Source organism: Gallibacter sp. Marseille-QA0791, assembly GCF_965119705.1.
Lineage (GTDB): Bacteria > Bacillota > Clostridia > Peptostreptococcales > Anaerovoracaceae > Lentihominibacter > Lentihominibacter excrementipullorum.
In genome coordinates, this window is the sequence record NZ_CBCPMH010000001.1 from 448,765 (window position 1) to 463,140 (window position 14,376).

Annotated in this window: 13 protein-coding genes; all 13 read left to right on the plus strand. The window is 50.8% G+C overall.

The genetic code is table 11. From position 1 onward, the window contains the following. The first annotated feature begins 13 nt into the window (after window positions 1-13). Entirely contained in the window at window positions 14-562 is a 549-nt protein-coding gene (gene yajC / locus ACQY69_RS02155) for a preprotein translocase subunit YajC (RefSeq protein ID WP_428258231.1), read from the plus strand. Window positions 563-874: 312 nt separating this feature from the next. Beyond that, the gene (locus ACQY69_RS02160; protein ID WP_428258233.1) at window positions 875-1,240 is read left to right on the plus strand and encodes a TIGR04086 family membrane protein; all 366 of its coding nucleotides are present in this window, start codon (window positions 875-877) and stop codon (window positions 1,238-1,240) included. A 113-nt stretch (window positions 1,241-1,353) separates the two neighbouring features. After that, complete coding sequence (gene secD, locus ACQY69_RS02165; protein WP_428258235.1) at window positions 1,354-3,849, plus strand: protein translocase subunit SecD; 2,496 nt, start codon at window positions 1,354-1,356, stop codon at window positions 3,847-3,849. 15 nt (window positions 3,850-3,864) lie between these two features. Further along, complete coding sequence (locus tag ACQY69_RS02170; RefSeq protein ID WP_428258237.1) at window positions 3,865-6,075, plus strand: RelA/SpoT family protein; 2,211 nt, start codon at window positions 3,865-3,867, stop codon at window positions 6,073-6,075. After that, window positions 6,072-6,521 (plus strand): D-aminoacyl-tRNA deacylase, encoded by a 450-nt coding sequence (dtd, locus tag ACQY69_RS02175; RefSeq protein WP_428258239.1) that lies wholly within the window; start codon window positions 6,072-6,074, stop codon window positions 6,519-6,521. Before ACQY69_RS02170 ends, dtd begins: the two co-directional genes overlap by 4 nt. A 32-nt stretch (window positions 6,522-6,553) precedes the next feature. After that, entirely contained in the window at window positions 6,554-7,180 is a 627-nt protein-coding gene (locus ACQY69_RS02180; protein WP_428258241.1) for an MBL fold metallo-hydrolase, read from the plus strand. After that, on the plus strand, window positions 7,173-8,555 hold the full coding sequence (hemZ, locus tag ACQY69_RS02185; protein ID WP_428258243.1) for a coproporphyrinogen dehydrogenase HemZ: 1,383 nt from the start codon (window positions 7,173-7,175) through the stop codon (window positions 8,553-8,555). The genes ACQY69_RS02180 and hemZ overlap by 8 nt, the downstream gene beginning before the upstream one ends. A gap of 4 nt (window positions 8,556-8,559) precedes the next feature. Continuing rightward, complete coding sequence (hisS, locus tag ACQY69_RS02190) at window positions 8,560-9,813, plus strand: histidine--tRNA ligase (protein ID WP_428258245.1); 1,254 nt, start codon at window positions 8,560-8,562, stop codon at window positions 9,811-9,813. Between the two features lie 24 nt (window positions 9,814-9,837). Beyond that, a complete protein-coding gene (aspS, locus tag ACQY69_RS02195) occupies window positions 9,838-11,604 on the plus strand; it encodes an aspartate--tRNA ligase (protein ID WP_428258246.1) in 1,767 nt (588 codons plus the stop codon). A 2-nt stretch (window positions 11,605-11,606) separates the two neighbouring features. Further along, window positions 11,607-12,830, plus strand: a complete 1,224-nt coding sequence (gene sstT / locus ACQY69_RS02200) for a serine/threonine transporter SstT (RefSeq protein WP_428258247.1) — start codon at window positions 11,607-11,609, stop codon at window positions 12,828-12,830. Continuing rightward, a complete protein-coding gene (gene nadD / locus ACQY69_RS02205; RefSeq protein ID WP_428258249.1) occupies window positions 12,797-13,483 on the plus strand; it encodes a nicotinate-nucleotide adenylyltransferase in 687 nt (228 codons plus the stop codon). The genes sstT and nadD overlap by 34 nt, the downstream gene beginning before the upstream one ends. Beyond that, complete coding sequence (gene yqeK / locus ACQY69_RS02210) at window positions 13,464-14,033, plus strand: bis(5'-nucleosyl)-tetraphosphatase (symmetrical) YqeK (RefSeq protein WP_428258251.1); 570 nt, start codon at window positions 13,464-13,466, stop codon at window positions 14,031-14,033. Before nadD ends, yqeK begins: the two co-directional genes overlap by 20 nt. After that, entirely contained in the window at window positions 14,030-14,374 is a 345-nt protein-coding gene (gene rsfS, locus ACQY69_RS02215) for a ribosome silencing factor (RefSeq protein ID WP_428258252.1), read from the plus strand. The genes yqeK and rsfS overlap by 4 nt, the downstream gene beginning before the upstream one ends. Window positions 14,375-14,376: the final 2 nt, after the last annotated feature.

Below are 14,376 nucleotides of genomic sequence, written 5' to 3' on the forward strand. Positions count from 1 at the left end.
GGAGGAACGTTAAATGAGTGGAACTTTAACGATGATATTGCCTTTAATCATCTTGCTGGCGATAATGTATTTCTTGCTTATAAGACCACAGAAGAAGCGGGAGAAAGAGATCAATGCCATGAGAAAGGGTGTTCAGGTAGGAGATGAGATCATCACTATCGGCGGCATCTGCGGCAAGATCGTAAAGACCAAGGAAGAATCTCTCGTTATCCAGGTGGGAGCGGACAAGGTGAAATTCGAGATCATGCGTTGGGCCGTTTCGAGAGTGGTTGAAGAGAGCAGAAAGCCTGCTTCAAAGGTGAGGTCTGAAGAACCTGATGAGGTGGAAGAGGCTGAGGAAGAAAAGAAGCCTGTGAAGAAGCCTAGAAGGATAAAGAAGGCCACTCCAGTCGAAGAAACTGAAGAAAAGGCAGAGACTGAAGAAGTCGAAGCTGAGGAAGCCGAAGAGGTTAAAGCTCCTGAGACGGACGAAGCCGCAGACAATGCTGACGATGCTGACGAGGCCGAAGCTCCGGAGACCGAAGAAGAAAAGGCGGAAGAAGAGAAAAAGGAAGATAAATAACGCTTCAGAATACACGTTAGGCTGTCGCATCGACACGGAAAGTCGTTGGTGCCAGCCTTTTTTATTATATGGGTAACGTGATACTGACCATTCCGGTGGCTGCCGCATTAACGGGAAATAACTGTTAGTGCGGCAGCTTCTTTTCGTATGGATGTTGGTGCATTTTCTTTTTTTGAAGGCCATCGCATGCTTTTACAGATATTTTGCAGAAAACGCGAAATATCTGTAAAAGCATGCGCGGCGCGGGAAGAGGGGCAGCTTTCGTGCGCATAAAGCCTTGAAAGGAGCCATATATTTTACGGGAGGTGCATTATGGAAATATTGAGAAAGACGCTGAAAGTATACGTGCTGGCTTTGTGCGCATTTGCGGCGCTGAGTCTGATCCTGGCGGCGGTTATCAGATTCACAGGGTTTCCGGAGACATGGACTTTTGCGGGACTGGTGGCCGCTTTGTCTCTTGTGTCGCTCCTGACGGGCGCAATGGAAGGCGGCATAATAGGAAAAAGAGGAATGATCGTAGGGGCCGCGGCGGCGGCAATCCTGGTGCTGATAATACTGCTGCTGGTAGGTGGAGTGTTCGCCGGCTCTTTTGGTATGGACAGTTTCAGTGCTTTTTATATCATACCTGTGGTTTTTGGTTCGTTGGGCGGGGCCTTTGGGGTAAACCTCAGTAAATAGAGAAAATAAGCGGAATTTCCTTGTTTACGTGTCCAAAAAGTAGTAAACTATAAACAGTATGATTAAATGGATTATTACGGTCTGTTTAAAATAAATCATAGCCGGAGGATCAGATGAAGTACAAGTTGAAAAAGGTTTTAGCAGTATTATTTTTGATCATCATCATAGGGGGATGGTACGTCACACTTTTCGGTGTTGGTCCTGTGGAGCCTATAAACGACAGGATCAAACTGGGTCTTGATATCGAAGGCGGAGTTTATGTGGTGCTTGAGGCAGACACAGAGCTTACGGGCGATGAACTTCGCAGTGCTATGGAAGAGACTCAGGCGGTAATAGAGGAACGAGTCAACCAGATGGGCCTGGCTGAGCCTGTCGTTACTATAGAGGGAGAAAACAGGATAAGAGTAGAGCTTCCGGGGGCCAAGGATTCTCAGGAGGCTATAGACCAGATAGGCAGGACCGCTCAGCTTCAGTTCGCTCTTGCTGACGGTACTGTGGTCCTCGATGGCAGCAACGTAAAGGATGCGTCGGCAACGATGGACAGCGAACATGCCGGATATGCGGTGGCGCTGGAGTTTGACAGCGACGGCGCGGATCTCTTTTATCAGGCTACTCAGGCCGCATATAACGGAGAGGTCACATCGACTATAGAAGGTGTCCCTGACGATTCTATCGTGATAATACTGGATGGACAGATAATCTCATATCCTCAGGTAAACGAACCTATAAGCGGAGGGCAGTGCAGCATAACAGGAAATTTCACTCAGGAGGAGGCGTCCAACCTGGCAGCCCTCATCAGAGGCGGGGCGCTGCCGCTGGAGCTCCACGAGGTCAATTCATCTGTACAGTCGGCGGAGATAGGATACAATGCCCTTGAAATGGCCGTATATGCCGGGCTCATAGGTCTGGCCGCCGTATTGATATTGATGGTGGTGGCTTACAGAGGACTCGGCCTGATAGCTGACCTGGCACTGATGTTTTATGTGATAATCGTGCTCAATGTCATGGCCGCCATGGGAAGCGTACTGACGCTGCCGGGCATAGCCGGTATAATCCTGTCGGTAGGTATGGCGGTAGACGCCAATGTAGTGATCTTCTCCAGGATAAGAGAGGAAATTGAAAACGGCAAAACAGTGCGTTCGGCAGTACAGGCAGGCTTCAAGAGAGCGCTGAGCACCGTCATCGACTCTCAGGTGACTACTCTCATAGCCGCAATAATCCTGTACGAAATAGGGACCAGCTCTGTTCGGGGATTCGCGTGGACCTTCATGATAGGTATCGTCGTAAGCATATTCACAGCGGTAGTCGTTACTCAGCTGTACGTGAGCCTGCTGGCTGATGGAAAGCGGACCGGCAGCAAGGCGTTTTTCGGTATCAGGAAGACCGGCAAGGCTACCTTCTCATTCAAGAAGGAGCTGCACTTCATGAGATATAAGAAGATATATTATTCTATTTCTGTAGTGATACTGGTGGCCGGACTGGTATGCGGGCTGGTAAGAGGTCTCAATTACGGTATCGACTTTACCGGTGGAACCATGATACAGATGGATATGGGCAAAGAAGTGGCTATATCCGAGGTGCAGGACGCCATCGCTGATTACGATCTGGATCCGGAGATCATATATTCAGGCGAAGGTAACCAGCAGATAATAATCAGGACTATCGAGTCTCTGGGAAGTGATGAGCGGGCCGAGGTGATCGCTTCTATCAATGAAGCTTTCGGAACGACAGATGAGAATGTCATATCTGAAGAGCTCTTCGGACCGTCGGTGGGCAAGGATCTGAGAAACAACGCCATACTGGCCGTAGCGCTGGCATCGGTATGTATGCTCATATATATAAGGATACGATTCTCTCAGTGGAGCTTTGGCGGCGCTGCCTTGCTGGGCGTGCTCCATGACGTGCTGATAGTGATAGCTTTCTACGCCATCTTCAACGTCACTATAGATAATCCGTTCATCGCCGGTATCCTGACTGTATTAGGATATTCTATAAACGATACTATCGTAATATTCGACAGGATAAGAGAAAATATCAAATACGCGAAAAAAGGGACCATGGAAGCGCTCATCGACAGGAGCATAACTCAGACCCTGGGAAGATCTCTGATGACATCGGCTACTACCCTCATCGTGATGGTGCCGCTGCTGATAATGGCCGGGGAGGCTATAAGAGAGTTCGTCCTGCCGCTTATGGTAGGGATCATAGCCGGTGCTTATTCGTCCATCGGGATATGCAGTCCGTTGTATTACAGTTTTTCGCGGGCAGGAAAGCTGTCAGATTATGAAAAGCATGTGAAGGCCGGGAAGAAGAAAGCGCACAGGACAGAGAAAGAGGAAAAGAAAGCGTTGCCTGAAACGCCTGAAGAACCGGAAGTATCAGGATCATCCTCCGAAGTCACTGAGGCGTCTGAGGTTCCAGAGACACCGGACGTGACGGAGACGCCTGCGGCGGACGATCAGCGGCAAGAGGATGAGTCCGGCGGAAAAGACGAGAAAAAGGAAGAAAAGTCAGAAGAGAAAAAGCCGGCCAGCCCGGCGGAAGAGGCTGCGAAGAAGGAGAAGAACGCAAAGCGTTCAAAGAGATATGTGAAAGGAAATAAGAGGTAAAGGTCGACCACTGGAATGAAGAAGAGAAGTGAATTTCTGGATACTATTTTACAATTCAATCCACACTATGATATCGAGCTGATAGGGAGAGCTTATGATGTGGCTGAGGAGATGCACCGCGGACAGCTGCGAAAGTCGGGAGAACCTTATCTGATACACCCTATGGCGGTGGCGGAGATACTGGCTGATCTGGGAATGGACGAGGAGACCATAATAGCAGGACTCCTTCACGACGTGGTGGAGGATACGGAATATACCGAAGAACAGCTGGTATCTGAATTCGGCGAAGAAGTGGGGCTGCTGGTAGACGGCGTGACCAAGCTGGGCTCCCTCAAGTTCAAGAGCAAGGAGGAACGTCAGGCCGAAAATCTGAGAAAGATGTTCCTGGCCATGTCCAAGGATATAAGGGTGTTGATAATAAAGCTTTCGGACAGGCTCCATAACCTGAGGACCATCAACTATATGACCCACGACAAGATAATAGAAAAGTGCAGGGAAACTCTGGACATATACGCTCCTCTGGCAGCCAGACTGGGTATATACGCCATGAAGATGGAGCTGGAGGATATCGCCCTCAAGTTCCTGGAACCCGAGGCTTACTACGATCTGGCGGAACAGGTCAACGAGCGCAAGGAAGAACGCGAAAAATCCATCGAGACTGTAGTGGAGGAGATAAGGAAGTCTCTGGACGAGATAGGGATAAAGTACGACATATACGGAAGATCCAAGCATTTCTACAGCATATACAAGAAGATGAAGTACCAGCACAAAAACCTGGACGAGATCTTTGATCTGATGGCGGTAAGAGTCATCGTTGAGACTGTGAGAGACTGCTATGCTGTGCTGGGGATGGTTCATACTATGTGGACCCCTATACCTGGGAGGTTCAAGGACTACATCGCCATGCCGAAGCCAAACATGTACCAGTCCCTCCATACCACGGTAATAAGTGATGGCGGCAAGCCTTTCGAGATCCAGATAAGGACTTACGAGATGCACAGGATAGCCGAGTACGGTATCGCGGCACACTGGAAATACAAGGAGGGCATCAAATCCGATACGGAGGAGGTGAAGCTGTCGTGGCTGAGGCAGGCGCTGGAGTGGCAGAAAGACGTCAACGACCCGAAGGAATTCATGGAGTCACTCAAGATGGATCTGTTCTCCGGGCAGGTGTTCGTTTTCACACCGCAGGGAGATGTCATCGAGCTTCCGGCCGAATCGACGCCGCTGGATTTCGCCTTCAAGATACATTCTGACGTAGGCGCTAAATGCGTAGGCGCCAAAGTCAACGGAAAGATGGTCCCCATAGATCACAAGCTGGAAAACGGCAATATCGTGGAAATAGTCACATCGCCTAACGCAGCCGGTCCTAGCATCGACTGGCTCAAGATGGCCAAGAGCAGTTCCGCCAGGAACAAGATCAGGCAGTGGCTCAAGAAAGAGAACAAGACCGACGTCATCGATCGGGGCAAAGATCAGATAGATAAATATGTAAGAAGAAAAGGCCACGACCCGAGGGAGCTGTTGAAGAACTCCTTCGTCAGCAGAGCCATCAAGGAGCTGGGATACAAGACCAGCGACGAATTGTACAACCAGCTGGCCAACGCAGGCACGATACAGAGCAAACTGCTGAATCTGCTGCTGAAGTATGAAGCCGAGGAAAAGGAAGAAGAGGCAGCGAAGGAAAAGAGCCTGCTGGACAATCTCAACGAGATAAGTGAAAAGACTCAGAAGAGGGCAGCGCAGGCGGCGGCCCACAGGAAAAAAGAGGACGACTCCGGTGTCATCGTCGAAGGAGTGGACAATCTGATGATACGGATAGCCAGATGCTGTAATCCTGTTCCCGGAGACGATATCGTCGGCTTCATCACCAAGGGACGAGGTATATCAGTCCACAGGAAGGACTGTGACAATCTGAAATCCCTGTCTCCGGAGGACAAGGCCAGATTCATAGATGTGAGATGGGCCAAACAGCTTGAGGACAAGTCTTTCGACGCGGAGATAAGTATAACGGCCAAGGATCAGAAGAGCATGCTTTCCAGCATCTCCAAGATATGCGAAGATATGGATGTCCGCATATCAGGTCTCAACGCCAGGGCTGACAAGGACGAAACGGTGAAGATAAATCTCACCCTGTCCATAAAGAACAAGGAGCAGATGGAGAAAATATGCCGTTCCCTCAAAGGGATACCCGGCATACTGGAGGCATACAGGACCAGCACATGAGAGCAGTAGTACAGAGAGTGAGAGAGAGTCGCGTGACGGTAGGCGAGAAAGTCACGGGAGAGATAGGAAAAGGACTGATGGTCCTGATCGGTGTAGAGGAAGGCGACGGGGAGCAGGATGCTTCGTACATCGCCGACAAAGTGGCCGGACTGCGTATATTCGAGGATGAAAAGGGTAAATTGAACCTGTCGGTGAAGGACGTCGGCGGCAGCGTACTTGCTGTATCTCAGTTCACGCTGCTGGGGGATGCCAGGAAGGGCAGACGTCCCGGATTCTCCAGGGCGGCAGCGCCGGAAGAAGCTGATGCTCTTTACAGGACAGTGATAGAGAAGCTGCGAGCTCAGGATATCCACGTTGAAGAAGGCGTGTTCCGGGCCGAAATGCTGGTGGAGATATACAACGACGGCCCTGTAACTATCCTGCTGGACAGTCGCAGGAATTTTTAAGAGACGGAAAAGACGGAGAGGAGACGGAGAAAATGATGAAAGTAACGTGCATGCCCAGCGGAGCATTGGGTGTAAACACATATCTGGCGGTAGATGAAAGTACCGGGAAAGGGTTCATCGTAGACCCGGGCGGATACAATCCCAAGCTGACAGAAAAAGTCAGAGAGGATGGAGTTGACATAAAGTACATTATACTCACCCACGGTCATTCGGATCACATATGTGGAGTCAACGATCATCTTGATGATTTCCCGCAGGCCAAGGTCGTAGCTGACGAAGCGGAAAAGCCGATGCTGGAGGATGCGCGCCTCAATCAGAGCACTATGTTCGGATCACCGCAGACTGTGAAAGCCGACATCTGGGTGAAGGACGGTGATGAGCTGGAGGTAGGAGATCTGAAGCTCAAGTTCTTCCATACTCCGGGCCATACTCCGGGTGGGATGTGCATATATGTGGCGTCGGAAAACATCCTGTTCAGCGGCGACACTCTGTTCCGCCAGTCCATAGGCAGGACGGATTTCCCGGGAGGCTCTTTCCAGCAGCTGGCGGACGCCATCCACAGCAAGCTGTTTGTGCTCCCGGATGATACGGCCGTACTTCCGGGCCACATGGGGGCTACTACTATAGGATTCGAGAAAGGTAACAATCCTTTTGTATAGATGTGTGTTAAAAGGTGTGGAAAAACTGCACCAGTATGAAGAACTGATAAAAGTGTTCCTGCCTAAAGGAGAATATGAGATATGGTCGGAGTCTCCGGAAGAGACCGGCAGCGATGCGGAAGCGGACGATGACGACAGCTTGTTTCTGGCAAATTTTGACGGAGACAGGGACAGGCTGAGGCGCAGCCTCTACGAGAGCCTGGCGCGATACACAGGCAAGCGGCCAAGATGGGGGACCCTGACAGGAATAAGGCCTGTGAAGCTGGCAGGTGAAATATATGATTCCTGCGGTTCCATGGAAGATGTGGAGAATATCCTGTCGGATCGGTACCTGGTGGACGAGAGCAAAGTGCGGCTTACTGTCGAGACGCTGAGATACCAGCGGCAGATCATAGGCAGACCTCCTGAAAAAAGCGTCAGCGTCTATATCGGGATACCATTCTGCCCCACCAGATGCCTCTATTGTTCATTTACATCCAATCAGGTGAGCGATGATGAGGTGGAACGATATCTGGAAGCATTGTACAGGGAAATAGACTATTGCGGGGAAAATCTTCGCAGAAGAGGCCTTTCGATAGAGTCCATGTACATAGGCGGAGGTACGCCAACTTCCCTGGACGAAAGCCAGCTGGAAAAGCTGCTGGACAGGATAGAAGCAAGCTTCGGTCTGAAAGGGATCGGCGAATTTACTGTGGAAGCAGGACGGCCCGATACTTTTACGGAAAAAAAGCTGAAGATCATCAAAGAGGCGGGGGCTGGCAGGATAAGCATCAATCCCCAGACCATGAAGCAGGAGACCCTTGACCTCATCGGACGCCGTCATACAGTGGAGGACACGGTCAGAGCCTTCGAGCTGGCGAAAAGAGTCGGTATAGACTGCATCAACACTGACCTTATCGCGGGTCTTCCGGGTGAAAATGCAGCGGATTTCCGGGACAGTCTTGAAAGGATATGGAGCCTGGGCGCCGATAACATAACGCTCCATACGCTGGCTGTCAAGAGAGGCTCCGGACTGAAAGAACTGGATCAGGAGTACAATTACAAGAATGAAGAACTGTGTACGGAAATGCTGGACGATGCCCGTCTTTTTCTGACTGGGAAAGGCTACAGGCCTTATTACCTGTACCGGCAGAAGCACACCTCCGGGAATACGGAGAACCTGGGATTCTGCCGCGCAGACAGTGTTTCCATATACAATGTGCGCATAATGGAGGAGGCACAGTCCATACTTGCGCTGGGAGCAGGGGGCATCAGCAAAGTCTATTTTCCTGAGGAAAACAGGCTGGAGCGGGTGGCCAACGTTTCCAATTATCAGATATATATAGACAGGATAGATGAGATGATAGAGAGAAAGGAAAAGGAATTTTGGAGGTGACGGAATGCTGACTAAAGCGCCGAAGGGCACCAAGGACATGCTGCCTGAGGAGGCATACAGGTGGCACTATATAGAAAAGGCTTTTGCCGATATCTGTGAGAGATACGGATTCACGGAGATCAGGACGCCCATGTTCGAGCATACAGAGCTGTTTCACCGGGGCGTAGGAGATACTACCGATATAGTCCAGAAAGAGATGTACAGTTTCCAGGACTATGGAAAACGGGATATAACCCTGAAGCCGGAGGGAACGTCGTCAGTGGTGAGAGCTTTCGTCGAACATAAGATGTATGCGGGACCGCAGCCCAGCAAGTTCTACTACAACATACCGTGTTTCAGATACGAGAAGCCTCAGTCGGGAAGACTGAGAGAATTCCACCAGTTTGGAGTGGAGACTTTCGGAGCCGCCAACATGATGGCGGATGCGGAGATAATCAGTCTGGCCAGTGATTTTCTGAAGGAAATGGGGATAAATGATATCCAGCTGAGGATCAACAGCGTTGGATGCCCCGAGTGCAGGAAGAAGCACAGAGAAGCGCTGAGGGAGTTCCTGAAGCCAAAGTACGATCAGCTGTGCGATACATGTAAGGACAGATATGAAAGAAACCCGATGCGTATCCTGGACTGCAAGTCACCGGTTTGTCAGGAGCTGGTACAGGGAGCTCCGGTGATGCTGGATTATCTGTGCGACGACTGCAGGGGCGCCTTTGAGCAGCTCAAGACCGACCTGACAGCCATGGGTATAGAGTATGTGGTCGATCCGGGCATCGTAAGAGGGCTGGATTATTATACCAAGACAGCTTTCGAATTCGTTACGGACAGTATCGGGGCTCAGGGCACCGTATGCGGCGGAGGCAGATATGATCACCTTGTGGAAGAGATAGGCGGTCCGGCTACAGCCGGAGTAGGTTTTGGCCTGGGAAAGGAACGTCTGCTGATGACCATGGACGCATGTGGAGCCCGGATACCGGAACCGGAGGGTATCGATGTATTCATCGCCTTCATGGGAGATGAAGCCAGAGCCGTTGGCCTGGGATTGATGAAAAAGCTGAGAGATCGTGGCCTCAAGGTCCAGATGGATATAATGGGAAGGAATATAAAGAACCAGTTCAAATACGCCAACAGGATAAAGGCGAGAAAGACCGTCGTCATCGGACAGGATGAGATAGATAACGACAGCTTCGCTATCAAGGATATGGACACTTCCGAACAGGTGACGGTCCCTATGGCCCATATCATCGACGAGCTGGTGAAATGATTACAGAGAGCAGGAGACGAAACAATGAGTGTATATAAGAGAAGTCACATGTGTGGAGAGCTGAGGGAGACAGATATAGGGCAGGATGTGGTGCTTAACGGATGGATACAGAAGAGGAGGAACCTGGGAGGTCTCATCTTCTGCGACCTGAGGGACAAGACAGGGATCACTCAGATCGTGTTCAACGATAAGATACCAAAGGAGCTGTTCGATAAAGCCGACACCCTCAGAAGCGAATATGTGGTAGGCGTCAAAGGCAAAGTAGCTGAGAGGGAATCTAAGAATCCTGATCTTCCTACGGGAGATATCGAGGTGCTGGCCGACGATCTCATCATATATTCCACAGCTGATACTCCGCCTATCTATATCAAAGATGATGACAATGTGGATGACAACCTGAGACTCAAGTACAGGTATCTGGATCTGAGAAAAAAGAAGATGCAGGACAATCTGACCTTCAGACATGACCTGGCCAAGCTGACGAGGGACTATTTCTCTGAGCAGGGCTTTACTGAGGTGGAAACGCCGGTGCTGATAAAATCGACACCGGAGGGAGCCAGAGATTATCTGGTGCCCAGTCGTGTCAACCGGGGCAAGTTCTATGCGCTGCCTCAGTCGCCGCAGATGTTCAAGCAGCTTCTGATGGTGGGAGGTACCGACAGGTATATGCAGATAGTCAAGTGCTTCAGGGACGAGGATCTGCGAGCTGACAGACAGCCTGAGTTCACTCAGATAGACCTGGAAATGTCTTTCGTGGACGTGGACGACGTGATAGAGATACAGGAAGGCTATCTGAAGCGTGTCTTCAAGGAGATGAAAGGAGTGGACATCGATACTCCGCTTCCGAGGATGACATATGACGAGGCCATGGAAAGGTACGGCAGCGACAAGCCTGATACACGAGTGGGTTTTGAATTGCAGGATATCACCGACATGGTGAAGGACTGTGGATTCAAGGTCTTCACCGACGCTATCGCATCAGGCGGCAGCGTGAGAGGCATCTGTGTGACGGGAGCCGCTGAGATCTATACGAGAAAGAAGATAGATAAGCTGACGGAACAGGTAAAAAGCTACGGCGCGAAAGGTATGGTGTGGATGAAGGTGACCGCTGACGGAGTCTCATCGTCGGTCAACAAGTTCTTTACGCCGGAACAGCTGGGAGAGATAGCGGAGCGCATGAGTGCTTCGGCCGGAGACCTGATACTGATAATCTCCGACAGGAACAAGGTGGTCTTCGACAGTTTGGGATTCCTGAGAAGACATATCGCTGATGAGATGGGACTGCTGGACGACGAGCAGTATAATCTGCTGTGGGTGGTGGATTTCCCTCTTTTCGAATATGATGAAGAGGCGAAGGAGTATCATGCTATGCATCATCCTTTCACATCGCCTAAGGAAGGAGACGAAGAGCTGCTGAAGACAGATCCTACCAGAGCCAGAGCCAACGCTTACGATATCGTTCTCAACGGCGTAGAGCTGGGAGGCGGGAGCATCAGGATACATGACAGGGACATGCAGGAAGACATGTTCAGGGCTCTCGATATGTCTCAGGATGAGATAGACGAAAAGTTCGGCTTCCTGGTAGAGGCCTTCAAATACGGGACGCCTCCTCACGGTGGGCTGGCTTACGGCATGGACAGACTGGTGATGCTCCTTACAGGGGAGAAATCCATCAGAGAAGTAATAGCATTCCCTAAGAACCAGAACGCTCAGTGCATGGTCAGCGAAGCGCCGGGGACGGTAGACGAGATCCAGCTGGATGAACTGGGTATAGAGATAAAGGGTGAGTAACGATGAATATAATGAGAAAGTGGACAGAGACCAGCCTGATACTGAGGATAGTTATCGGATTGATATTGGGTGTGATATTGGGCCTTGCAGTCCCGAACGCCACAGGCATAGGTATATTGGGAGACCTTTTCGTAGGGGCGCTCAGGGCATTGGCGCCGGTGCTGGTATTTTTCCTGGTGATGCACTCACTGGCCAATAAAAAGGATACTGCAGAAAGCAATATGAGCACTGTAATAATACTGTATCTCATCAGCACCTTCATGGCAGCTGTCACAGCGGTAGTGGCGGGATTCATATTCCCGTCGGAGGTGACGCTGACCCAGGTGGCTGAGGAAGCCGCGGCCGCGCCGGAGGGCATCGTCGAGGTGCTCCAGTCCATGCTGATGAACATCGTCGATAACCCTGTCAATGCGCTGGTCAATGCCAACTACCTGGGTGTACTGGCGTGGGCGGTCATACTGGGTCTGGCTCTGAGGAAAGCCAGCCAGCATACGGTGGATCTCATTGGAGATGTTTCCGAGGCGCTGTCGACCGCCATCAGATGGGTCATCAATTTCGCGCCTTTTGGTATCCTGGGTCTGGTGTTCGTCACTATATCGGAGACGGGACTGAGCTCTCTGCTGGATTACGGACACCTTATCGCAGTACTGGTTGGCTGCATGATAGTAGTCGCACTGGTGATAAATCCGTTGATCGTCTTCATAAATATAAGGCAGAACCCGTATCCGCTGGTATTCAAATGTCTCAAGGACAGTGGGATAATGGCCTTTTTCACCAGGAGCTCAGCTGCCAACATACCTGTCAACATGTCTCTCTGTGAAAGACTTGGACTGGACGAGAAGCAGTATTCCGTCTCCATACCGCTGGGAGCGACTATCAATATGGCGGGAGGAGCGGTCACCATAACGACGCTGACATTGGCCACGGCCAATACTCTGGGTATCACAGTCGATTTCCCGACGGCGGTGCTGCTGAGTCTCGTAGCGTCAATATCGGCTTGCGGCGCATCAGGCGTCGCGGGAGGCTCACTGCTTCTGATCCCGCTGGCATGCAGCCTTTTCGGGATCTCCAATGAGATCGCCATGCAGGTAGTCGGCGTCGGTTTCATTATCGGAGTCATACAGGATTCCTGTGAGACTGCCGTAAATTCATCATCTGATGTAGTGTTTACGGCTACGGCCGAGTTCAGGAAATGGAGAAAAGAAGGACGGCCGATAAAGTGGTAGAAACGGAAGGTAACAGAGAAGATGGGCGGAAGACCATCGTAAAGAGCAGCAGGATAGGGATACTGGGCGGTACTTTCGATCCTGTCCATTACGGGCATATAAATCTGGCGCTGGACGCCCGCGACGAAATGGATCTCGATAAGGTGATCCTGGTGCCGGCCAGACTGCAGCCGTTCAAGCAGGACAGGAAGACGGCCTCGGGCTACGACAGGCTGACCATGATAAATATGGCCATCGACGGGACGGATGGCCTGGAAAGCTCTTCATGTGAGCTGGACGCGGAGGGCGTATCATATACTTATCTTACTGTGAGAGCCATGCGCAGGCGTTTCGGTGAGGAATGCCGGCTTTACTTCATTACAGGGACTGACTCTTTTCTGAAGATAGAGACATGGAAGAACGCCGGAGAGCTTCTCAGGAGCTGTGGATACCTGGTAGGGACACGCCCCGGTTACAGGCAAAAGGAGCTGGAGGACTGTATATCCAGGATACGCCATGACTATAATACAGAAGTGAGAAATATCCACAACAGCCAGTACGACATCTCATCGACTGAGGTCCGGCAGCGGTTGGAAAGCGGCCGGCCGTGCGGCGATCTGATCCCGGAAAAGGTGGAGAGGTATATCAGAGAAAATGGACTGTATAAAAAGTGATATAATAGGATATATAGAGAGAAACCTGAGCGAAAAACGCCTCAGACATACATATGCCGTGGCCGACGAAGCGAAAAAACTGGCCAGGCGATACGGAGCCGATGAGAAGAAGGCGGAGCTGGCGGCGCTGTTCCACGATATGTGCAGAAGCATGCCAGTGAAAGAGTCTGACCGATACGTCGATGAGCTGGGACTTCCTTCCAGCTTGAAGGGGAACGTCAACCTGGCTCACAGCAAGGTGGCCGCCGCCTTGATGAAACGGGATTTCCACATAGATGATGAAGATATGATAAACGCTGTAGCATTTCATACTACCGGCAGAGCTGGGATGTCGACATTGGAAAAGATAGTATTTCTGGCCGATGCCATAGAGCCGGGCAGAGATTATCCATCGGTGAAGGAGCTGAGAATGCTGGCATATGAGGATCTGGATGAAGCCTGTATCAGTTCTTTGTCTCATACTGTCGGATATGTGGAGAAGAAAGGGGAGCTTATGGACCCTGATACCATAAGCGCACTTGATTATTTAAAGGAGAAACGAAATTTATGATCGAAGCAAAGAAAATGGCACTGGATATCGCGAAGCTATTGGACGAAAAGAAAGCGATGGATGTGGCCGTCATCGATATATCGCCTAAGGCCTCATTTGCTGATTATTTCGTCATGGCCTCCGCCGGAAGCGAGAGACAGCTGGACGCCCTGGTAGATAATGTGGAGGACGCGCTGGAGCCGCAAAAGATATTTCCCAAGAGCGTAGAGGGAAAACGCAGCTCCGGATGGATATTGATGGATTACGGCGATGTGGTCATCAACGTGATGACAGTAGAGATGCGGGAAAAGTACAACATTGAGCGCATATGGGGCGATTGCGAAAGCCTTGAGATAAACTGAGC